The sequence below is a fragment of the Pantoea sp. Cr_R13 genome (assembly GCF_029222565.1).
Taxonomy (GTDB): domain Bacteria; phylum Pseudomonadota; class Gammaproteobacteria; order Enterobacterales; family Enterobacteriaceae; genus Pantoea; species Pantoea eucalypti.
This window is the reverse complement of the sequence record NZ_JARHXL010000009.1, coordinates 296,469-319,898: the sequence shown is the minus strand read 5'-3', so window position 1 is coordinate 319,898 and position 23,430 is coordinate 296,469. Positions and strand designations below refer to the sequence as shown.

General features: G+C 48.5%; 11 protein-coding genes and 2 pseudogenes. 4 read left to right on the top strand and 9 right to left on the bottom strand.

Going from position 1 to position 23,430, the window contains the following annotated elements; translation table 11 throughout:
- Positions 1–459: 459 nt before the first annotated feature.
- The 5 genes and pseudogenes from P2R09_RS05440 to P2R09_RS05425 all read right to left on the bottom strand — a co-directional run bounded on the left by P2R09_RS05440 (position 460) and on the right by P2R09_RS05425 (position 13,172).
- The gene (locus tag P2R09_RS05440) at positions 460–9,045 is read right to left on the bottom strand and encodes a glucoamylase family protein (protein WP_275767810.1); all 8,586 of its coding nucleotides are present in this window, start codon (positions 9,043–9,045) and stop codon (positions 460–462) included.
- A 157-nt stretch (positions 9,046–9,202) separates the two neighbouring features.
- The gene (locus P2R09_RS05435; RefSeq protein ID WP_222591975.1) at positions 9,203–9,361 is read right to left on the bottom strand and encodes a YnfU family zinc-binding protein; all 159 of its coding nucleotides are present in this window, start codon (positions 9,359–9,361) and stop codon (positions 9,203–9,205) included.
- 954 nt (positions 9,362–10,315) lie between these two features.
- A pseudogene (locus P2R09_RS21590) lies at positions 10,316–10,981 on the bottom strand (integrase); the annotation flags it as partial.
- Between the two features lie 450 nt (positions 10,982–11,431).
- Positions 11,432–12,033, bottom strand: a pseudogene (locus P2R09_RS05430) (ABC transporter ATP-binding protein); the annotation flags it as partial.
- A complete protein-coding gene (locus tag P2R09_RS05425) occupies positions 12,030–13,172 on the bottom strand; it encodes an efflux RND transporter periplasmic adaptor subunit (protein ID WP_275768117.1) in 1,143 nt (380 codons plus the stop codon). The pseudogene P2R09_RS05430 and the gene P2R09_RS05425, both read right to left, overlap by 4 nt.
- A 1,160-nt stretch (positions 13,173–14,332) precedes the next feature.
- Here P2R09_RS05425 and P2R09_RS05420 point away from each other — a divergent pair.
- A complete protein-coding gene (locus P2R09_RS05420; protein WP_275767807.1) occupies positions 14,333–14,689 on the top strand; it encodes a hypothetical protein in 357 nt (118 codons plus the stop codon).
- 715 nt (positions 14,690–15,404) lie between these two features.
- Here P2R09_RS05420 and P2R09_RS05415 read toward each other — a convergent pair.
- From P2R09_RS05415 to P2R09_RS05400, 4 genes are all read right to left on the bottom strand, one after another.
- Positions 15,405–15,818, bottom strand: coding sequence for a tautomerase family protein (locus P2R09_RS05415; protein ID WP_275767805.1), 414 nt, complete (start codon positions 15,816–15,818; stop codon positions 15,405–15,407).
- 56 nt (positions 15,819–15,874) lie between these two features.
- Positions 15,875–16,285, bottom strand: coding sequence for a hypothetical protein (locus P2R09_RS05410; RefSeq protein ID WP_275767803.1), 411 nt, complete (start codon positions 16,283–16,285; stop codon positions 15,875–15,877).
- A 77-nt stretch (positions 16,286–16,362) separates the two neighbouring features.
- Positions 16,363–17,256 carry an alpha/beta hydrolase gene (locus tag P2R09_RS05405; RefSeq protein WP_275767801.1) on the bottom strand — a complete coding sequence of 298 codons (894 nt, stop codon included), beginning with the start codon at positions 17,254–17,256 and terminating at the stop codon, positions 16,363–16,365.
- Positions 17,257–17,263: 7 nt separating this feature from the next.
- Positions 17,264–18,094, bottom strand: a complete 831-nt coding sequence (locus tag P2R09_RS05400) for an MBL fold metallo-hydrolase (protein ID WP_275767799.1) — start codon at positions 18,092–18,094, stop codon at positions 17,264–17,266.
- A gap of 435 nt (positions 18,095–18,529) precedes the next feature.
- Between P2R09_RS05400 and P2R09_RS05395 the strand changes: the two genes are divergently transcribed.
- The 3 genes from P2R09_RS05395 to mgtA all read left to right on the top strand — a co-directional run bounded on the left by P2R09_RS05395 (position 18,530) and on the right by mgtA (position 23,383).
- Positions 18,530–19,012 (top strand): helix-turn-helix domain-containing protein, encoded by a 483-nt coding sequence (locus P2R09_RS05395; protein ID WP_275768116.1) that lies wholly within the window; start codon positions 18,530–18,532, stop codon positions 19,010–19,012.
- A gap of 1,259 nt (positions 19,013–20,271) precedes the next feature.
- A complete protein-coding gene (locus P2R09_RS05390) occupies positions 20,272–20,547 on the top strand; it encodes a hypothetical protein (protein WP_275767797.1) in 276 nt (91 codons plus the stop codon).
- 88 nt (positions 20,548–20,635) lie between these two features.
- Positions 20,636–23,383, top strand: coding sequence for a magnesium-translocating P-type ATPase (mgtA, locus tag P2R09_RS05385; RefSeq protein ID WP_275767795.1), 2,748 nt, complete (start codon positions 20,636–20,638; stop codon positions 23,381–23,383).
- The last annotated feature ends 47 nt before the right edge of the window (positions 23,384–23,430 follow it).

The following is a 23,430-nucleotide window of genomic DNA, read 5'->3' as shown; positions in this document are numbered from 1 at the left end:
TTCAAGTATAGGAGCCGCCGTTCTTCTGGCTGTTTTTTTTACAGCAACTTTTATGAAGGTATGGTAAGACTAAAAAACGTTACTTTCACTTATTTTGCAGTGAGATGCATTTTGCCTCACGCGAATTTTACCCTAACGATTCAAATCATGTGTTTTCGGGATTTTTTAAATCTTTAAGCGTTTCCTGGATTTGGCATCAAAAAAATCTGCTGATTGCGCATGAAATTTAATAGAAGATAGCTCAAAAAATCATACATCTTTACCATCTTCATTCAGTCTTAGACAGCAGACCTGATGCGTCCTTCCACTCAATAACATCACGCAATACCATAAATGTCTGCTGTTGGCACAAGCGGACGCTGAATCACAACCATGCTAATAAAACATAGCGACCAACTTTGAATTGCTGTGTGTCATTCAGAGCTCTTATTTTTGCTTTATGCCAATCGCCTCTTTTTCTTATCGCTGAATAATATCAACCCTGTGGTTTTGTCCGTCATCCACTAAAACGATATGGTCGTCAGGCAACCCGATGCCATCCAATGTCACCTGATACTCACTTTCACCATGGGAAACAGTGATGCGATACTGACTCTGCCCGTGCTGATAGGTCATGCTAAATGAAGGCCATTCATCGGGTAACTGCGCATGAATGATAAGCGTATCACCGTGACGTTTTATTCCGAGCAACTCTTCTGTTACCAGACGATAGGCCCAGCCCGCGGAACCGGTGTACCAGCTCCACCCAGCCCGCCCGGTATGGGGGGGAACGCTGTACACATCCGCACTCATGACATAAGGTTCTGCCTTGTACGTGGTAATACCTTCCGGTTGCAGCGTGTGGTTTATTGGGTTGATCATTGACCACAGTTGCCAGGCTCGCGCTTTTTCACCTATACGGGCAAATGCCATGACAGCCCAGATAGCACCATGCGTGTACTGCCCGCCATTCTCCCTTACTCCCGGCAGATAACCCTTTATGTAACCCGGATCAGGCCCGTGGCCATCAAACGGAGGGGTTAACAGTTTGATCAGTCCCGCGTCTTCATCTACCAGATAGCTGTCCAGCGACAGCATTGCCTGGGCACTACGTGCAGGATCAGCTGCGCCGGACAGGACCGACCAGCTTTGGGCTATCGCATCAATACAGCACTCCTGTGACCTTCGTGATCCCAGCGGCGCACCATTGTCAAAATAGCCTCGCAGGTACCACTCACCATCCCAGGCCGAAGATTCGAGGTTTTTTTGTAAGCGCAGCGCTTCTGAATGGCATAAGGTCGCCACATTCATATCCTGTCGCTGTTCAGCAAGTGCCGCAAAGCGCTGTAAAATATCGTAGAGGAAAAAGCCGAGCCAGACGCTTTCGCCTTTGCCTTCGATTCCAACAAGATTCATCCCATCATTCCAGTCGCCAGCCCCCATCAGCGGCAGGCCATGCTGGCCAAAGTGTAATCCCCGTTCAACGGCTTTGACGCAGTGCTGCCACAACGTCTCCTCGATATGGCTTATAACCGGAGTATCGTAAACAGATTCTTCACCAGGCATGAGTGGACGTCCTTCGAGATAAGGAATGCGCTCCTCCAGTACCCCGATATCCCCCGTTATATCCACATAGTGACAAACCGCGAGCGGGAGCCACAGATAGTCATCCGAACAGCGGGTCCGCACACCATTGCCGTGCGGAGGATGCCACCAGTGTTGAACATCCCCTTCTGTAAACTGCCGTGAGGCACAGAGCACGATCTGGCTACGCAATCGCTCCGGTGCAACGTGGCTTAGCGCCAGCGTATCCTGCAGCTGATCACGGAAACCAAATGCACCGCCGGACTGGTAATATCCGCTGCGCGCCATAATGCGGCAGGCTATTGTCTGGTAGAGCAACCAGCCGTTCACCAGCAAATCAACGCTGCTATCGGGTGTCTGAACCACAACTTTATCAAGAATCTTGTGCCAGAAATGATGAACCTGGTCCAGCGACTGGCGTGCGTTATCCTCATTCAGAAAATGGGCAAGCGTCTCCTGAGCCTGCACAAGGTTGCCTGCCACGCCGAGGACAAAAACAAAGGTTTTCTGATCACCATCGATAATGGTCGCTGTCGACTGTAGCGCGGCACAGGGATCAAATCCGGCCCCTGTCTGGCCCGAGAGTCTGCGCATTTTCATGGCGGCCGGCGCGTGTAGTGAGCCATTGCGCCCCACAAACTCACGACGGTTACCGGTTACCGTACTCAGAGGATCATTGATGGCGAAAAAAGCGGTGCGTTCACTGCCGTCAGAACCATAAAAGTTATTTGCCATTACTGCACTACCGCCAGGCAGGGGGTGCGAATGCGTAATGATATGCGCGGCAGAGTGTGCACGCGTTGCCCCGAGTGTCCACTCCACGTAGCCAGTGACCGCTAATTTACGCGTGCGGCCCGAATGGTTGCTGAGCTTCAGGATGGCAAGCTTAACCGGTGCCTGTTCGGCTACCAATATCGTCAGTTCACTGTCTACCCCGCTTTCACGGTGCGCGAAGACGCTATAACCAAAACCATGGCGAGTGAGATAGTCGCCTTGCCCGCGCGCGGGTAAGGTCATGGGTGACCAGTACACACCACTCTCTTCATCCCGCAGATAAAACGCTTCGCCGCATCGGTCACTCACTGGATCGTTTTCCCAGGGCGTTAAGCGGTATTCATGGGCATTTTCAAACCAGCTATAGCTCTGCCCGGCTTCAGAAATTACGCTGCCAAAATGTTCATTTGCCAGTACGTTTGACCAGGGCACTGGCGTCGGTTCATTTTCTCTTAAGAGAATCTGATACTCCCGGCCATCCTGAGAAAATCCACCATATCCATTGAAATGACGTAACTGGCCCGTATCCGGTATCCAGTCTGTATGGTGATTGTTACCTGTTGTTATCTCCGGCACAAAAGGCCTGCCGATTTTCTTTGTCGCGCCAATACGCTGGTTAAGTTGTTCTTTAATACCGTCAGCGCGATCATCCAGACTCAGGCAGGCCACGCTCATCAGCAACAGCTTATCCTCGGCGCTAAGATGTTCACCGTTACGGACAAAAATCCCTCCGGGTTTATCCAGCAGGCTGGCTTCTGAACCCGCATTGATTAAATCCATAATCTGCGTCTGTAACACCTGCTGGTAGCCACCGGCACTGTTATTCAGAATCACGAGGTCCACCTCCAGCCCTTTCATTCGCCAGTATCGATGCGCCTGGATCAGTGTGGCAACGGAGGCGATTCTTTCCTCGCTGGTGAGACAAAGCAGAACAATCGGCAAATCACCTGAAATACCCCAGCCCCACAGGCCAGACTGACCACGCCGGTTACGACTGATAGCCTGTTGGTCACTGCGTAATTCCTGACCGGGATAGATTACTGCGCTGGCGAGGCGGTTAAATAAGGTTGCGTCCTCTTCACTGGCATTCATCTGCCGCAACACGACCAGACTGTGAGACCAGGCCAGTTCAAAAACGCGATTGGCGATAGGATGGTCGCGATATTTTTCCATTAATTCGAGGCTTTGCTGACGGTTTTCGCTGACACCATACACCATATCAATGGTGACAGGCTGTCCGGGCTGGAGCCTGATCGCGTGAGATATCGACAGTATCGGATCCAGCACGGCCCCGAAGGTATTACTGAGTGGCCCGCCCGTGCTGACCGCCAGGGGATCAGCCGGATGTCTTCCACGGCCAAGAAATTTGGCCCTGTCGGTTTCAAACGATGTGTTCCCGGAACTTTCGCCATGTACCACCATCATATGAAACAGGTACGGACTTTGTTCATCCGGTGAGCGTGAACGTCGGTGGCACAGAATGGCATCCCGAGCGGGATCTGTCTCAGTCTGGATAAACAGGTTGCTGAATGCAGGATGAGCCTGATCACTGGCGTCCGGGGCCAGCACCACTTCGGCATAGGTTGTCAGTTCCAACGTCCGCGGTGTACGACCATGATGCACCAGAGTGACACGACGTAGCTCGATGTCATCTTCCGGGGAAATGACAACCTGAGTTTTAACGCTAACCGATCCGAGCACGCGTGTGAATTCAGCGCCCGCATCGGTAAAAATGATTTCATCATTGCTGATATCCGTGTTGCCACCCATGGGTTGCCAGGTATTACTCCACACCTCGTCGGTCAGTGGATCGCGGATATAGCAGAATGTTCCCCAGTTATCACGGGTGGTATCGCTGCGCCAGCGCGTGAGTGCGATGTTTTTCCAGCGGCTGTAACCGCCACCGCCGGTTGTTATCATCAGATGGTAATGCCCGTTGGAAAGTAACTGTATTTCCGGGGTCGGGGTGACCGCTTGGGTGAAAATGCGCGGTTCATAGCGTACCGGTTTAACCCTTCCTTCATGGGACTCAAAATGACGACGCGGACTATAGAGCTCGACTGCATCGGGTACGCGCTCCTGCAACAGCAGGCTGGCCGACCTGAAAGCAGGATTCAACATAAATCGTGTGGCCATTGGCGCATCAAACAGCAGATGCCCCAGCGCCTGGAAGGCCATACCCTGATGGTGCGCCATCCAGGACTGTACGACTGAAAAAAGCTGGCCGGATGCCAGCCGCGATGGCGTATAGTCCAGCGCTTCATAAAACCCATATTCGCCGCACGCGCCGTTCTTCTCCAGGGTGAACAGATTTTCACAGGCTTTCTGCGGAGCAACTAACAACGCCAGCAGAGTGGCATAAGGGGCAACAACCATATCGTCGGCGAGTCCGCGCCGGAGCCCCAGACCAGGTACGCCAAATGCCTGATACTGATAATTGTGCTGAACATCAAACGCATGATAGCCAGACTCGGAGACACCCCATGGCACACCACGCTCTTTGCCCCAGCCTATCTGCCGTATAACCGCGGATTTGCTCATTGTATCCAGCAGACTGCCGTGCCATGACGGCATCACCAGATTCGGCATCAGATATTCAAACATTGAACCGCTCCATGACATCAGAGCAGTTTCCCGATCCAGGGTGGTAAACAGGCGGCCGAGTGCATACCAGCTTTTAAGCGGCAGCTGATTCGTTGCTATTGCAACAAAACTGGTCAGGCGGATTTCAGAGGGCAGAAGATCGTAGTGGCTTTTATCCAGCGTGGTGGTGTCGCAGTTGTAACCAACGCTCAGCATACTGGTAGCCGTATTGTACAGAAACGCAAAATCCATTCGTGCATGATCAGCCAGCCGTTGTTCCAGTTCGCTGATAATATACAGTCGTAATCTGACCTGGGTTATTACGGCGGTCGGAAGAGGCACTTCATCAATGGTTTTCTCGCCTGCCAGCTCACTTAGCGCAGGCAATGATTGTGCATTATATGTTGTGGGTAACCACCCAAGCAATGTCGACCATTCATCGCAAAGCTGTTTCAGTTGAGTGACCAGATGCGCCGTCCACCGCTCAACAATCGTGCTCTCCAGGTGACTGCGTTGAGTCAGATCGTGGCAATGCGACTGCATTTTTCTTAGTTTGCTGAGCAGCTGGCCGGCAGGTAATGATGCTGCACTTAAACAATCTATGCGCAGCAGTCGCAGACTGGCTGGCGCGTTATATCCCCAGTATTTCTCCAGAACACTTAAAGTGTCGCTCAGCCCCTCCACGATGAGCTGAGGATTTAATACCGGCTGATGGCGCATGGCAGACAGTCCTTCACGCAATGTCAGTAAATGCCCCGCCATATTGCCGCTGTCGACACTGGAAACATAACGCGGACTAAGCGGGGACAGCGTGCGGGTGTCATACCAGTTATACAAATGTCCCCGGAAGTGCTCCATCTTATCCAGCGAGTCCAGCGTCTGTGTGATGCGCTGCAATACAGTCCCGCCAGGGATATAGCCAAAATCCCAGGCCGTGAGGTTAGCCAGAAGGGAAAGTCCGATGTTGGTAGGAGAGGTTCGATGTGCAATTTTTGGCTCCGGGATTTCCTGATAATTGTCAGGAGGAAGCCAGTTTTCATTTGCCGTTGCGAATGTCTCAAAAAAAGCCCAGATTTCCCGGCTGGTCTGACGCAAAAGTTGTTTCTGCTCCGGAGTGGGCAGGAAAGTCTTACGCGCCGGCGTGCGGCTCAGCCAGCTCAGCAACAGCGGCGCCATGCACCACGACAGGCCGATGATCAATGCTATGGTCAGCCATTTCGGCGCAAAAACCAGGGTAAGTAAGATAAGTGCCACACCACAAGCCACATTCAGATACATAGCCCGATAAAAACGGAAAACAGAAAAAGTGGACTTGAAGCTATCAGGAGTGTGACGGGACCACTCGGTCAGATTTCGCTGGCTAATACCAAGGCGCCAGAGCGTCACTGTGATCGCGTACAGCGAATAGCCCGCTTCATGCGGCAGTAAAACAAAATTAAGCCCAACACGGGAAACTCGTTTCATCGCTCCGGCAGTGACGAGCATCAGTTGCTGTCTCAAAGTACGACGAAGCGGCTTATTGATAAGATCAAGTATGATACATAACGCGGCAGGCAGCAGCCAGATGAGGGTCAGTACACCTGACCAGTACCACGGATTGGGCACCCACAGCAGCGTACTGAATAGCAGCACCAGTAGAGAGGGTGCGACCAGGCTGCGGCGCAGATTATCAAATAGCTTCCACCGCGACAGCGCGGACAACGGATTTTTATCCTTTGTGCCATCCGCTTTTCTGACACGGAGCTTAAGCCAGTTAAGCAGTTGCCAGTCGCCACGGATCCAGCGCGTACGGCGTGCAACATCGGACAAATAGTCATTCGGATACTGCTCGTAGAGTAAGACCTCGCTCAGCAATCCGGAACGGGCATAACATCCTTCAAGCAGATCGTGACTGAGAACCAGATTTTCGGGGCAGGTATTGGTGGTGGCCTGCGCAAAGATATCGACATCATAGATGCCTTTCCCAACGAAGGACCCTTCTTCAAATAGATCCTGATAGATATCTGAAGACATCATCGAATAAGGGTTATTACCCGGTACGCTGCTACGCATAGCTGCATAGCGACCCTGACCTTCACGGGGCATCTCTTCTGCCAGTCCCGGTTGTAAAATACCGTAACCTTTAACAACCCTCTGACGGACAGGATCATACTCTGGCTTGTTCAGCGGATGCGCCATCGTAGCCACCAATTTATGCGCAGTATCACGTGGCAGCAGGGTGTCACTATCCAGTGTGATGACATACTTTATAAGGCCAGGTAAACGGTTTGCGGGCATGCCTGCAACGCTGGAAAATTGTGTGTCAGGATGGCGTAACCAGCTGTTCAGCAACGCCAGCTTGCCCCGTTTGCGTTCATAACCCATCCAGATACCCTGGGAAGCGTTCCATTCAGGCGATCGGTGCAGCAGATAAAAACGCTGACGGCAACATGGGTAGCGCCGGTTGAGTGTTTGTATGTCTGACATCGCCTGGCTTAACAGCGCGCATTGTTCTTTTGTATTTTCAGTTGTTGAGTCAACGAAATCAGTAACAAGCGCGAAGCAGAGACTATCATCCTGATTGCCAAGCCAGCACACTTCAAGACTGGTGAGGAGCTTGCCAAAACTTTCGCTGCTCGTCAGCATGCAAGGGATGGCCACCAGGGTCGCAGAAGCAACCGGGATCCCGTTGGAAAAATCCATTGCTGGCAGCGGCCGGGGAACGCGAAACCGGGTCGTCGCCTCACTCAGCATATCGCTTACCAGCTGACTCACCGCAATAATCAGGGGCAATGCCAGTAGTATCAACCACAAGGCCATTCCCTGATTCGCGGTTCTGAATAGAATTGCGGCCGTCGCCGCCGTGGTCAAAAGGCTCATGCTCCCCAGCCAGGATAGCAGGGGAAATTTGTTGAAATTGTGCCGCAAACGTTTAAGGCCAGACGTATTTACTGAAAGGCGACGCTCCAGCTGATGTCGCCCTTCGCCCATCAGATAATAACCAATATGGCATTGTGGCAGGCCGGGTTCTGATTGATCTGACAGCGCCAGTATGCGATTTGCCACTTCCGGCTCACTGAATTGGCTCCCCCTGGCCAGAATCTCAATCACGTGGCGATAATGATCGCGGGTATCAAAATGCATGGAGGGGTAAATACCTGCAGGATCTCGACGTAAAGTCTGCTCCACGACACTAATGTTCTCGGCTAAGTCGGCCCAGTTGGTTTCATTGATCAAGCGTAAACCGGCAATACTGTTGCTGACAGAAAGTTGGCTGGCCGCAAGCTGCTGGTTAAAGCGATGTATCAGCGCCTGGGTAGTAAGGCTTTGTTCGGCAAGCCGATGTTCAATCCAGCTAAGAGGTAGCGTCAGCGCAATGCCATGTCCGTGCAACCGACGAACCATTTCAGCGACAAAGGCACTGCTCAATGGTGGGCGTGCACGCGCCATGTCGGCAATGACCATGATTAAGTCGGCTGGCGCTTTTTCCGCGCATTCGGTCATGCGTGTAATCCACATATCAGCAAGACTGCGTTCCTGCTGAGCCTGAACAACTTCGATACTCACCCGGCGGAGGTTTTCAATAAGTGCAAGGCGCAGCATGCCGGGTAAAGCCCAGACTTCGCCCAACGTCAACGGCGTCACCTGCTGGTAGGCGTTAATGTAGCTGGTCAGGCTGGCGATATCCCAGCGCCCGTCACCATGCACAATGGCCTCCGTAGCAATATCATAGATACGCGGACAAAGTTGCGGCGAAATGAGGGAGGGAAGACCCTTACCAAAGCTGGGCGGCAAATGCTGACGGACGTTACGAATTTGCTCCTCAATCAGGTAATAATTGTCCAGCAACCACTCCCCTGCAGGCATAATCCCCGATTTTTTACCCTCGTTAAGCGTGTAACAGTTTTGGGTAATGACGGCTTCGTTATCTCCCAGCCGTTTGAGCAGATAGTACGGCAATTTTTCCGGGGACAATTTGTGGGTATGCGCCAGTTTCTGGCCATAGCGCTCAAGCTGAGGCGTTGAGAACAAATCGGGATGCGGACTGTTTTCAAGCCTTATGTCACTGGACGAAATCGCAGCACATTCGGGTGCTTTTGCCAGGAGATGGGAGGAGCGAAACCATGCCATGGGATTTATTTTCATAGAGTTACTCTAGTGCGACGTTAACGCGCAAGAGCAGTTGAAAAATCAGTTCAGAAACGTTCTCTCAGGATGTGCATAAGGCATCAGGGATTTATCAGCTGCTGGCCCAGGTATTCACTGCAGGATATCGAAGATCGTTAGTCACCCAGGTCGGGCGCTATTGTGGTGAGACAAAAAGGGCTTTACACCCGGGACAAAGCATTGCCTGTTTCAGGCGCACTTTTGAGGCTGGCTGGTCTGAACGTAAACCACAGGCAGGACAGACGACCCTGGACGTACCACTCATGAGCTTCCTTGCGTAACTGAGAAGAGACATGGTGATTAACCCTTCAAGGAATGAGTCCCATACTAACATCAATGCTTAAATTTTAGTCAATTTGTTTTATGTTATTGTTACTTGCCTGACCGTGACCGGATGGAAGACCCCTGGCATAAGCCTGCAATTAACACCAGCTGGTGTCAGGAACGTTCGGGACTGACGCTAATCGGACATACACTGGCAAAACAACTCATTGATAAAAAGTAGCGTTTGCGATGATGACGAGACCAGCATTGAAAATATTTTCATAATAAACATCGGCATCAAACGAAGATGATCAGACGCGATACTTTAGCATGATGATTTTATTACTTTCACTGGAGAGGAGTTTAAGCGATAAATTTTAAAATTAAGCGGCGTAACAACTCAGATGAAATAAAAAATTAATAATGTTGTTTCTGAAAAGCAATGTGGGTAAGCAGATACTGATGCCCGGCATGAGTTGAAAACGGCACAATTGTCTCAGGATTGGCGCTCCAGTCGCCAGCCCTAAAACAAATCGGGTTCCCTCTGAGAGATTTCCGGCCCCTATAGTCACAACAAGCCACCGCTAGGCAACTTAAGCGTTAGTTGGGCACCATTTCACTTAATTGTGTATGCCTTTTATGAACTTAATTAGTCAGGCTTTACAAATATCGACTTGCAGTGTGGGCAGAGCAAAGTTTGCTTTTTGCCTATTTTTTTTATCGACTGTTGTGACTCTTTTTTACATATCGGACAGATAGATGCAGATGTTATCTCGGTAATTTGGTCCAAAATTCTATTGAAGAAGGACATTATGTTTGGCCTTAAAAATGAATGAGATCTACTCTACCATCTCTGGTTATTTTTTATACTGTAAATAAACGATTAAGTCCTTAATAAATATTTTAGCCGGACGGATTCACCGGTTGGTACATAGTAATATGAGAAACGTCCATTCTGGAACATAGCGGCCCGTTTTACCCTTCGGGTTTTGAGGGACAACCTTTTAAGAGCAAGCTCAATTTTCTCTACGTCCTGTTCAACGATGGCTCTCTCATTGGGTGTAAGCGGAACTTCTTCAAGGTAACGTCTGACAGAGGCTTTGCTTTGCAGTACCAGTCCGCGCGCGCGCTGTTTGAGCAGGTTAAAATCGCAACCGATGCAGGTCATCCGTTGCTGACAGCTGCTCCAGAAGGGGTTCGTGCAGTATTAGTCACCCTGATCATAGTACGTCGTGGGTCCGGTCAGACTCGCGGCTTCTGGATCGTGGTCAATCAGCACGCTTATCATGTGAGCCACTCTGTCTGCTTTTACGAACGAGGCGGCCAGCTAAGTTGGACGTATACGAATATAATGCATGGTGGACTGAGGCATTACATGCCCCGTCCACTGAATCAGTTCGTACAGGGACATGCCCTGAGGTAGGCTGGCTAGTGCGGTCACCGCTGAAGCCCTTCCCCGTTGGCTAATTATCATTCCGCCGCGGTCTTCTAAAGGCCCCCCCCCCTCGCGCAAAGCATCGGTATCACCGTGCGGTTGAGGATAGCGCTGCCGGCAGGCTTACCGCGGTACTGAAAAACAACACGGACTTTCTTACCGATACGATCGTCGGTAAGAAAGTCCGTGTTCAGAAAGACGTTCATTCAGCCAGAGGCCGCATTGCAGAATAAAACTGTACAGGCTTTCGCGGGAGCGGGGCCTGAGCACCGACGCTTTTCCCCCATCGCCGGCAACGTAAAGGCATACTGCCCTAACCAGACATTGATGCTTCAGTCAATCAGAATAAATTGTTGAACGTCTATTTCCAAATTACTGCGGTGTGCGTATTCTCTCTGTCATCAGCCAAGGCTGATAGATGGTTTGCCCCAATTGAACAACTTTACGCCCGTGTAACGCGGGTTTTTTTATGCCTGAAGTTATAGTGCCAAGCTTAGGATCGACTGCCCTGACTGAATGCTTTCCACAGAATAAGTAAGTGGCCTGTTCCGTATCTGTACTTTTGCCGTTTTTATGCTGCTTTCGTCCGCAAAAAGGAGATTTTTCGCTCACGATGGCTGAGTGTTTCCGGTGCGCTGAACTGATTCTTCTGACCGAAAATGAAGGGGTCACGATCACCACCGTGTGGCCACGCTTGTTTAATTCATTCAGAATAGCCAGCACCTCCTGCCCGGAACGGCTGTCGAGCGCCCCTGTGGGCTCATCGGCCAGAATAACCTCAGCACCGTTAATCAATGCACGAGCGATGCTGACGCGTTGCTGCTGACCACCGGAAAGTTCTCCGGGCTTATGATGCTCACGACCTTTAAGCCCAAGCTTTTCCAGCAATGAGGCCGCTAAAAACCTGCGTTCATCACGCCGGATGCCTGCGTAAATCGCAGGGATCTTAACATTGTCCAGTGCACTCAGATCTGGCATCAGATGGTAGCGCTGGAAAATAAATCCGACGTGCTCCCTGCTGACTTTTGCTAATTCGTCCGGTGACAGGCGCGCGACATTTTGCCCGCCAAGAAAATAATCACCACTATCAGGCACATCCAGGCACCCTATAATATTCAGCAGAGTCGATTTACCTGACCTGATGAACCTATAATCGCCACCATTTCGCCTGACGCGATGTTCACATTGACTGAATTCAGAACCCTCAGCGCCTGTCCACCTGTGCAGTACGTCCGACTGATATTCTTTAGTTCAATAATATTTCTCATAACGTCTGCCCCTGCCTGGAGGCTTCATCATCTGTTTGAGACAGCACTACGACATCACCAGCACTTAATCCCTCGAGGATCTGAACATCTACACTGTTGGTAATTCCTGTTTTAACTGCAAGGCTTTCCAGCTTGTGGTCCTGAGTCAGCACCTGCACCTGATGTGCATTTCCATCAACTGTATGAACAGCCTGTCTTGGCACCAGCAGCGTATTTTTAGCTTCGGAAGTAATCAGCGATACCTCCGCATTCATTCCAATACGAAGCCGGTTATCTGGATTGGGCACTTCAAGCAGCGCGTTGTAGTAAACTGAACCATTATGGGAGGCTGATTCCGAAGAAGAATTCCTGTCAGAAGAACCGTCTTTCATCAGTGATTCCGGGGCGAGTTCAATGTTTTTGAGCGTTGCTTCGTAATGTTTGTCTGGTTCAGAGAAAATAGTGAAATGTACTGTTTGTCCTGAAGTGACACGTGTTATGTCAGCCTCCGAAATTTTCACTTTAACCGTCATGACGTCGAGTTGTGCCAGTTTGATAATCGTTGGCGTGCTCTGGCTGGAGTTAACCGTCTGTCCCTGTAAGGTAACTAATGCGATAACAGTGCCATTCATTGGCGCCAGCACGTGGGTATAACCGAGTTTTACCCTTTTATTATCTACGTCAATCTGCGCCTTCAGGAGTTGCGCCTTATTTGACATTAACTCCGAACGACAGGAGATAAGCTCCTCTTCTGCTGCTTCGAAATCCTGACGTGAGCTGGCATTTTCCTTCAGCATCGCCTTTTGGCGTTTAAAACGTAGTTCGGCACGTTTTAGTTTTGCCTGTGTAGCCTGCAGACTGGCTTTTGCGCCCTCAAGCGTAGCTTCAGCATTACGTAAAGCATTACGCTGCGGCACATCATCAATGCTCGCAATCATTTTTCCTTTGACAACGTAATCACCCTGCTTTACATAAAGTGACTTAACCTGTCCTGATGCCTGAGCGCCAACGTCAACGCGCCTGATGGCGTCAATATGGCCGGTAGCCAGAACTGAGTTCATAATATTACCAACACGCACTTTTACTGTAACATACTCATTAACCTGGCTATTACTGTTGACGCTTATTAAAGCCACCCCAATCAGGATGGCCAGCATCATGGCAATAACCAGACCACGAATGAGATAGGGTTTAGATGACATCGAACAGGATTTCCATAATGATGTTGAGCTGAGGTCTCATCCTTCATTATTAACCTGTATAGAGTTCAGTATTCTGAAATAATCAAGCCAGGATACAGCAAGCGCTGTATATTTCTGGAAGAGCCTGTTGTCCCTGATAAATGTAGCGCAAAGTGAAATTTGAATTGAAAGTGTGAAACCTGGAGTAATTTTCTTCTGTCTTAAAAGGCTCACGATAAAATCTTTTTTAAAAGTTACGCCATTAGCATAAAGATTAGGTTCTGAGTGCCGACTCGAGCCTGCAATGCAGCCGGATATAGATCGCCAATCATTTAAATTGTATCCAGCGCCAGATTTCTGTTTCTGTAACGCCTGAGAGGAAAGCGGAATATTTGCTGAACCCGAATTTTCTTCAAGACAGTAAAACCTGGTAGTCCCGGGGATAGCGAATAGTCATAAGTGCTGCGCAAGCAAATGAGACATCGCAATTTGTGCTGATTTACCCCCTTTATACTGCAATTTGACAAGCTTTTTATTAGCCACAATGGTCTTAACAGCAAATCGAGAAGATTTACTGCGAAGCGATTTGCCTGCCATGTGTTGGCTTTTTTTGTCCGCCCTGAGCGCCTTTCCGCCCTGTAACGCGATTAATATTTAAGCATTACTTATTGTAAGGCTGTGCCATACTAAACGCACACAGCTAACGCATGGCGTGCGTACTTGAGAGAATAATAAGACGTATCTATGAAATGCTTTCAGCCTGCCGCGTGCAGGCTTTTTTTTGAAGGCTGCGTTATCGCACTGGTGTCCCGGGCAAATTCTTAAATGTGAGCAACAATGATTGATGAAAAATAAAAGCTATACCGATCAGGATGCCACCTTTAGGGACTTTAAGACAATAACGTCTGGCGCGCTTTTAAGCCTTAAGGTTCGGTTTTTTTATGCCCTAACCGCACCCTGCTAAGTTGTGCGACCTGATTTTTAGCAATTCACCAGAGCCAGACACAACCTGAGCTATTTAAATGTCATTAAAATTGCCTCTTTAACGGGTGATTTCTGCAATTAAAACAAGCACTTTACCTGAATTTCACCCTGCCTTAAGCTGGCTTCTCAATGACTAAAATATCGAGTCGCCAGCTATGTTTGTTGTACCTGAGTCCTACAGTACCGAATCAATAAATGAGTACTACGAAGTGATAGATGCCGTCACCCTCAATGGGGCACGCTGCATGATTTTATGGGATGGAAAAGCATCACGCGCAGCTGTTGTGCAGGAAGAGGCATCAGAAGAGGACGGCGAGATGCGTCAGAATGTCCTGGCTGTGTTGGAGCTTGAGCGTGTCACCCGAATTAACACGGTGCTGCGCGTTCTCTCATTTGGGGCTGATCCTGATGGTCTGCAGTTAAATGATGGCTTTGTAGAACCTGTATGCCTTGCAAAAGCGCTGTATGAAGCGCTGACAATAAAAAAGAGGCTTACGCTTGTAGGTTCGTAGTCGTGCAGCAGCAGATACCCATGCTGAGATTACTTAAATGATAGCTTCGGGGAGACCTCCGGCGCTGCTGCAGCTCTCGTATCTGTAGTAGCTTACACACGCCCGGCCGGTGTTAACGTTCATCTGGGTATGGGAGCATCTGAGGTAAACTATCCAATCGGCCCGTAACTGGTGAAAGAAATCCAGCTTCTGGGTTCGTTCCACTTCATATATGGATTCACAACCGCGGTAAGATGGCTGGAGTCAGGCAAAAATAAATCCGCTACCGCTACTGTCAGCAGAACTTGGTATGAAAGAAGCCTTTGCCGCACTGGAAATGGCTTCAGTTAAATATAGCGCGGCAAAAGTACAGCTGACGTTCTGACAAAGTGGCCTAACCATTCCCGTCATTGTAGCTGGGAAGACCAGGGTAAAGCTCATTACTCTGTCATTCTCTGACACCGGCAATCATCAATTTACAGAGATCGCTTAAAGCGGACCTTACATCCAGATGGCCCGCTTTGTGCCAGAAGCGGACGTTGTTAACATCGGGATGCACTAATCTGCGCGAAGCTGGTCAATTGGGTGAATTATGCCTACCGCTGGAACATCAGAAGAAATTGCCGCCCAGAGGCGGCTTTTCATTAGGTACATAAAGCTGATTTTTTTGTGCAACTATAGGCCTGAAGGTCATGGAATCAGGAAAGATATTTCCTATCGCAACATCCCAACGTTTTTATTTGTTCACCCACGGCATAGAAAGTTCTGCATCAGACACCAGTTTCCCGGCTCCGAAGCTCATGTTCTCCAGTGGAATGGCATAAATCAGAAGACTGATATCATCCTGACTGACGCCGGCTTTTTCAACGGCGTATCGGGTAACCAGTTCCGCAAGCTTGCGTTTCTGCTCCACGGTTCTGCTGATACCGGTCGTTACCGTTACCAGCATCCGCTTTTCTGATCTTTTCATCTCAGGAAAGGTCGGATGGATGAAAAATTCATCCTCCTTGTGCTCAGTAATGATGATGAAACGGTCCTCCATAGGCGTATCCATAGCTTCATGAAGCGCAAGATTTAAGGCATCAGCCAGGCCACGCTTCTCTTCGCTGGAGAATGTCTGGGCTGCAATGTGAGCATGAAATGTCGGCATAAAAATTACCTCGGTTTTGTGAATTAGCTTTAGTCAGGCTTTCCTGATATGCCGACTTACTTGAAAAATTCCTGACCCAAAACGGCCTGCAGCTGCACACTCAGTGCAGATGAGAATTCACGAATGACAGAAAAAGGACTCTGGAAAAGCTTAATATTATTGATGAGGCCTGAATCATTTCGGGTGAGGACAGTCATGCCAGCAATGGGTTTACCCGAATGTGTAGCATCCCACTCAAGGTAAGTTTTTTCATCAACGATCGATTCTTTCACGAAAACAATGTTTTCATAAAGGGTGCTCGTTGTGGTGAAGAAACTTCCAATGGCTGTCGGGCCGACCACATCCTTACTCAGGGCAGAGGTCTGAAGGCTGACGTCAGGTGTAAAGGATGCAGCAAATTCGGGAGTTCCTTTCTTGCTGAGAATTTGCATCCATGATGCTGATGCTGATTGGGTATTATTGTTCATAATCATCGCCTGCCAGAAATGTTAACTTCGTTGATAACGGATTGGTTATAACCATTACAACCAGAAATGCGGAGGCACTATTTCTCCAGATATCCCATAAGAAACTCACCGGCTCTCTGCAGTCCATCATGGGCCTGAGGTAAGGTGCCGGTCAGAATGTGCCAGACATGTAACATTTCAGGCCATACCTCAAGGTAAGACCTGCCGCCCGCAGCCCGAATCTTCCGATCTATTTCCAGGGAGTCATCAAGCAGTATTTCATCGCTTCCCACATGGATAAGCACTGGAGGAAAATCATGCATGTCTGCGAAAAGAGGGGAAATATGCGGATTTTTTAAATCATGGTTTCCTGTATAAGCTCTGACTGCATCACGTAATGCTGCCACATCGACCATCGGGTCACGGTCTGCTAACTGCGTTATTGAAGGCAGAGACAGTGTCAGGTCAGCCCATGGGCTGATGAGTAATGCGGCCCGGGCGTCTTTATGACCCTGTGATGACGCATAGGCAAGAACATTCAGCGCCATACCGCCGCCACTGGAGTCTCCGGTTATAGCAAACGGCTTGCCCAATTTACGCACGGCTTCATAGCTGCGAATAGACTCGTCGTAAGATGCCGGAAACGGATGTTCAGGAGCCAGAGAGTGGTCAACCACAATGACCTGAGTCTTTGCCGCTCGCGAAAGCTCGCCAAGCATGCCTGAATGGGAGGAAGGAGATCCGGATACCCAGCCACCGCCGTGGAAATGAAGGATAACGCGATCTGCCGATGCGCCTGGTGCCGTAATAGAAACTGCAGATACGCCTCCCAGATTAGTGGCCTCGATGATCAGGTCATCGGCTGGCGGATTCGCTTGCGCGATGGATTCTATTCCGGCACGCAGGGCCCCGACGGTTTTTACGGGATGCGCAGATGCTGACGCGAACATCGCACCCCGCAAAGAATGAAGTGAAGACGAGTTATAGGCCATGGCATGTTTACTCCAGATCGCTAAAAGTAGCGGGTACCCAGTCATAGCCTACGCCATTATCAGCCACGCGCAGACGACCTAAACCGGGATAAGGCATGTGCGCTGCGGCAATCATTGTCTTATCAGCCGCCAGTTTCTTGAGTAGCGCTTCACGTGTTTTGACGGCAGCTTCGTTGTCCGAGTCAAAGACGATGCTGTTTTCAGGATGCGGCATCTGGACGGCACTTACATGCGCGATATCACCCCATATCAACAGGGATTGCCCCTTCGAAGAGACCATGTAGCCAGTATGGCCAGGCGTATGTCCGGGAATAGCAACAGGTTTAATACCGGGAACGATTTCATCCATGCTGTCGAACGGTTTCCATTTACCTGCTGCGATGTAAGGCGCTGAGCCATCCTGTACAATTTTGAAGAAAATTTTTGCATCTTCAGGTGCTTTATTCATGATTTCTTTAGAGAGCCAGAAATCAGCGTCGGCTTTTTTCATCATCACGGTCGCGTTCGGGAAAACGCGTTTGCCGTCCTTGTAAATCCCCCCGGCATGGTCGCCGTGGAGATGGGTCAGAAGTACGAGGTCAACCTGCTCAGGTTTGTAACCTGAAGCTTTCAGGTTCTGCACAAGCTTACCGAGTGTGGCAGGTCCCCAGTGCCCCCCCGCACCAGTATCAACAAGGACTAACTTAGAGCCGGTATTAACCAGAAAACCCTGAACCGTGGCTGAAACGTGTTTGGGATCGTTCTGGAACGATCGCGCCAGAAGAGACTGAATAAGCTTAGGATTTCCATGCAGCAGTTCTGAACTGATGGTACCACCGCCATCATAGAGTGCGGTCACTTCATAGTCCCCAACCATCGTGCGATAGAAGCCAGGCACCTGATGATGCTGCAGCGGCGCAGCGGCCTATACCGGCGAGACTGCAATGAGAGGACTGGCAAGTGCCAGGGATACTGCGAGTAAAGCACGCGAACTTTTAGTTAACAATTTCATACTACTTCCTGATTACTCTTGATCGTGAAATATGTACACCCCGAAATCAACGAGGAGCAATAAAGTGCTTTTATACCCGGCTTTATCCATCCAATGCACCCCTGTCCGAGGTATGTGGATTTCGTTATTAAATACATGAAAATAGTGAATATTTTCATATACATCTTTCTGTTGAGGCATAACAGCCAGTAACACTTGCATCGTGCAAGTGGTTGTAGAATATTTATGATACTTGCATAATGCAAGCGGAAAGTTATAAAGAGGATAAAGACATTGCAGCAAATGAGACGCTCAGGTTGTCCTATCAACCTGACACTTGAACATATCGGAGACCGATGGAGCCTCATCGTTATCCGTGACGTTATGTTTGAAAACAGGCGTAACTACGGCACCTTGCTGGAGAAAAACAAAGAGGGTATTGCCACCAACATTCTTGCCAGCCGGCTTAAAAGCCTCACCGCATCAGGGCTGCTGACACGAAGTCCGGATCCAAATCATCAGCAAAAAGTCATCTACAGTCTTACAGAAGCCGCCATACAGCTCGTCCCTTTACTCGCATATATGGTGTCCTGGGGGATAAAACATACTGATGCCAGTAAGGAATCGGTGTTACGTGCTGAAGTACTTGAAAAGGGTGGGCCCGCACTCTGGGATATCTTCATGGATGAACTACGCTACCTGCATCTTGGCGCAACGAAACCTGTGCGCTCCGTATTGCATTCACTCCAGGCTGAAAATGAGGGGTCTGTTGATAATCAAGGCTAATGCTTTTGTCATCAGATATGTTCCCTGGCTCAGCTGGCCAGCCTTGCGGTAGGTGAATGTTACATGCCAGCATAGCAATCAGGACTCAAACATTCGCCTATTCCCCCACCCCATATCTCTCACAGCTTCGACTGTCATCAGAGTGCTGGGATTTATCTGAGAGCTGGCCCTTTACTCCGGGTTGGCAGCTAATCTTTAACCTTAATTTTACTAAACTGATAATCGAGTTAACAATATTTCCTGTGCTTCCTGAAACGATTGTAAGGTCCGTTTCTCGCTGTGAGTTCAACGGTTCGATGCATCGCTATCCTTAAATAAGGGAGGACGCTAACCTGGAGTCAGTCCGCTTTGTGCCAAAAGCGGACTTTGCTAACATCGGCATGAACTAATATGTGGGCGATCATGTCAATCGTGATCTGTGTTGTAGCTGCGTAGCGTTCCTCTTATAAAACACAACTGAATATTATCTAACATCATGAAAAATGAAAATATTGCTATTGCGGTCATGTCGTTTTTTGGATTTTCACAATTGTGTTTTTCTGAAAATGGTTCATTTATACATCCTGGCGCACTAAACACGGCTGATGACTTCAGAAAAATAGCTCTTTAAGTAAAAGAAGGACATCCGCCTTGGTCTTCAGACTTTGCTTTATTACACACAAATGCTCATGACTCACCTGACTCCACACCTCATCCAGTGGCAGCTCTTTACCTGGGCACAGCGGCAGGTCACCCAAAAGAAAATTACGCACTCCTCTTTAATGACGTGGCAGCCGCATGTGCTTTAGCTCTGGACTGGCGACTGAGCGGCGGCGACCCCATGGCAGCAATGAGTTGTACTCACAGAGAAATTTTTGCTTTAGGAATACGTCTCACTCACCTCATTGAAACCATGTTGCCAGTTGTAAAAGCGAATGCAGAGACGATAGCAGACCTTCAGCGAGTTCTTTACAGTCTGGATGCCATTCTTCGTCTACATTTCGCTCAAGAAGAAGAGGTGTACCAAGGCCTTTGTTAAGCCCTTTAATCATTAAATATTAAAACTGCCGAAGTAAATTAATTCATATTCACAATGCCTCTGTCATTTTTATTTACTGCTTTGAAAAAATAAAAAATCGATTATAGATAAACAGAAGTTTTTGCATTTATCTTTTTGAAAAACAAATAAAATTTTTATGTAGGGCTATGTTCGCTATCGAACATAACTCTTCTGATAAAGAGATAAAATGAACAGATAATCAACGTTCAGGATTCACATTATGACCAAAATAAAGATGATGTCCGAAATTGTAAAAACCAGCAGTCAACACGAATCTCTGCTTCGGGATGCAGAATCTGCTCATAAAGAATACGTCCTGAAAAAAGAATATTACTGTACTCTTTCCGGAGGAAGCTCAAGTCAAATCTCCAGTGCATATACAGAAATGGGTATTTCATTAGGAAAATCCTCAGCGCTAAAAAAAAGCATTACTTCAGGAAGAAAAGCTTACGAGCCTGCACGATCAATATTTCCCTCTCGTAACTCACGGTTTTGATATTTGTGATTGCTAAGGACACCGGGCAGCGAGCTAAGTTTTTGCCCATTGATGGAGAATGTCATTTGTAGTAGCCAGGGAGAATGCAATGAAGCTTACCACTTTACATGAATATTTTGTCGGTCTTATGCATAACCGCCATTTTCAGCGTAGCGCGCTAGTCGATACGACTGTGCGAACAGCTGCTCATGAAGCTGTGTCTGGTGAGCTGACAGCTTCGCTGATTAAAGCAGCGGTTAGTTCACCTGACGTCATTATTATGCATTTGGCCGGACATCCTCAGGGGCTGACTGAGGAACAGGCATCAGCAGTACGCAGACGCACTGGACTGAATGAAATTGATCGCGAAAAACCTCTGCACTGGGGCATCCGACTCTGGAGCAGTTTTAAAAATCCCTTTAATTTACTTCTGACGTTACTGGCTGTTATATCCTTTCTCACGCAGGATAATAAGTCAGCCCTTGTGATTCTTTGCATGGTGGCAATATCAACGGTCTTGCGATTCTGGCAGGAAAGTAAATCTAATAAAGCTGCCGAATCGCTAAAAGAGATGGTGAGTAATACCGCAACTGTCCAGCGTCCCACCCTAGTTGAAGAGGATGTACCTGCTGTGGACGACAATGTGAATGCTCTAAAGACAAAGTCCATTCTGCATGCAGACATCCCTATTAAGATGCTTGTACCCGGTGATGTCATTCTTTTATCTGCCGGAGATATGATTCCTGCAGATTGCCGGGTGTTGTTTGCTAAAGACCTCTATCTGGGACAGTCGGCGATGTCTGGCGAATCCATGCCTGTAGAGAAGCACGCAATACAACCTGATCTGCACGCGAACAACGTACTGGATCTTGAGAATATCCTTTTTATGGGGACGAACGTGGTTTCAGGGTCTGCTACTGCGGTGGTACTGACTACGGGGAATGCAACCTATTTTGGTACGCTGGCCTCTCAGATCAGCGTGACGACGAGAACATCTACCGCTTTTCAGGCCGGCGTGAATAAGGTCAGCTGGCTTCTGATTCGATTTATGGTTGTCATGGTCCCGTTAGTCTTTTTAATCAATGGGTTCAGTAAAGGAGACTGGCTGCAGGCACTGCTATTTTCTCTGTCCGTAGCGGTGGGTCTGACACCTGAAATGTTACCAATGATTGTCACTTCCACGCTGGCGAAGGGCGCAGTAGTTTTGTCGAGAAAAAAAGTTATTGTTAAACGACTGGACGCTATCCAGAGTTTTGGTGCAATGGATGTTTTATGTACAGACAAAACAGGAACATTAACACAGGATAAAATTTTTCTTGCGCGCCATGTCGATGTCTGGGGAAAGGAGTCCTCTCAGGTGCTGGAACTCGCTTATCTTAACAGTTTCTATCAGACGGGCCTGAAGAACCTGCTTGATGTCGCTGTTCTCGAACATCAGGAGGTAAACCAGAATCTGACTCTCACGCAAGATTACATAAAAATCGACGAAATTCCTTTTGATTTTACGCGACGACGTATGTCAGTCGTCGTATGCGAGAAAAATGAAAATAACATATTGATAACAAAGGGAGCCGTTGAAGAAATTCTCGCTGTCTGTACGCAGGTAAAGCATGGAGAAATTACCGAGCCGTTATCAGCAACTTTACTTGAGCGCATTCGGGAGATTACCGGCAATTTCAATGACGATGGTTTACGTGTGGTAGCGGTTGCAACTCGTGCAGAGCCGCAGGCTTTAAAGGGTTACAGCATAGCAGATGAGTCTGAACTCACGCTGGTTGGCTATATCGCCTTTCTGGATCCGCCAAAGGATTCTGCTGCGCCCGCGCTGATGGCACTTGCCGAACATGGTGTGCTGGTCAAGGTATTAACGGGGGACAATGAACGGGTTACGGCTAAAATATGTAAAGAGGTCGGTCTGCAATCACAAAATATTCTGCTTGGGCAGGATATTGAGAATATGCAGGATAATGATTTACTTAAAGCTGTTGAAATCCATAATGTATTTTCCAGACTAACGCCGCTTCACAAAGACCGGATTGTTAAAGCGCTGAAAAAAAATATGTATATCGTGGGATATATGGGTGATGGTATAAACGACGCTCCCGCTTTACACTCCGCTGATGTCGGAATATCTGTTGACACTGCTGTTGATATTGCCAGAGAGGCAGCAGATATTATTTTACTCGAAAAAAACTTACTGATTCTGGTGGAGGGTGTCTTAGAAGGACGGCGTACTTTTAGTAATATGTTGAAATATATAAAAATGACCTCAAGCTCAAACTTCGGAAACGTATTTTCTGTTCTTTTCGCATCCGCATTGATTCCCTTTTTACCCATGCTGCCAGTCCATCTTCTGGTGCAAAACCTGCTTTACGATATTTCACAATCTGCGATACCCTTCGATAACGTTGATGATGAGCTGACCGCAAAACCACAGCATTGGCAGCCCAGCGAAGTCGGTCGTTTTATGATTTTCTTCGGACCTATTAGTACGGTATTTGATCTCATCACATTTTCGTTAATGTGGTATGTTTTCGGCGCAAACTCGCCTGCTACTCAGACACTTTTTCAATCAGGCTGGTTTATTGTCGGTCTGTTAACGCAAACACTGATTGTGCACATGATTCGTACTCCTAAGGTTCCTTTCATACAGAGTCGCGCCAGCCTTCCGCTGATCATAATGACTGCGTTAGTTATGGCGGCGGGCATATTTTTACCAATGGGACCATTAGCCAGTTACTTTAAACTCGAGTCACTGCCACCGCTCTATTTCTCACTTTTACCAGTTATCCTCGCCGGGTATATCGGCCTGACTCAATTGATGAAGATGTTCTACATCCGCCGCTATGGTTGGTAATAAACCCATAGCGGATTGTTTTTTCTCATAATTCAAAAGATTTATTT

Bases quoted from the DNA above. Each gene is read 5' to 3' on its own strand.
- P2R09_RS05395 (WP_275768116.1), top strand. From the start codon at position 18,530: ATGAGACGCTCAGGTTGTCCTATCAACCTGACACTTGAACATATCGGA.
- P2R09_RS05390 (WP_275767797.1), top strand. From the start codon at position 20,272: ATGACCAAAATAAAGATGATGTCCGAAATTGTAAAAACCAGCAGTCAA.
- P2R09_RS05435 (WP_222591975.1), bottom strand. From the start codon at position 9,361: ATGTCTCTTCTCAGTTACGCAAGGAAGCTCATGAGTGGTACGTCCAGG.
- mgtA (WP_275767795.1), top strand. From the start codon at position 20,636: ATGAAGCTTACCACTTTACATGAATATTTTGTCGGTCTTATGCATAAC.
- P2R09_RS05415 (WP_275767805.1), bottom strand. From the start codon at position 15,818: ATGCCGACATTTCATGCTCACATTGCAGCCCAGACATTCTCCAGCGAA.
- P2R09_RS05410 (WP_275767803.1), bottom strand. From the start codon at position 16,285: ATGAACAATAATACCCAATCAGCATCAGCATCATGGATGCAAATTCTC.
- P2R09_RS05405 (WP_275767801.1), bottom strand. From the start codon at position 17,256: ATGGCCTATAACTCGTCTTCACTTCATTCTTTGCGGGGTGCGATGTTC.
- P2R09_RS05440 (WP_275767810.1), bottom strand. From the start codon at position 9,045: ATGAAAATAAATCCCATGGCATGGTTTCGCTCCTCCCATCTCCTGGCA.
- P2R09_RS05420 (WP_275767807.1), top strand. From the start codon at position 14,333: ATGTTTGTTGTACCTGAGTCCTACAGTACCGAATCAATAAATGAGTAC.
- P2R09_RS05425 (WP_275768117.1), bottom strand. From the start codon at position 13,172: ATGATGCTGGCCATCCTGATTGGGGTGGCTTTAATAAGCGTCAACAGT.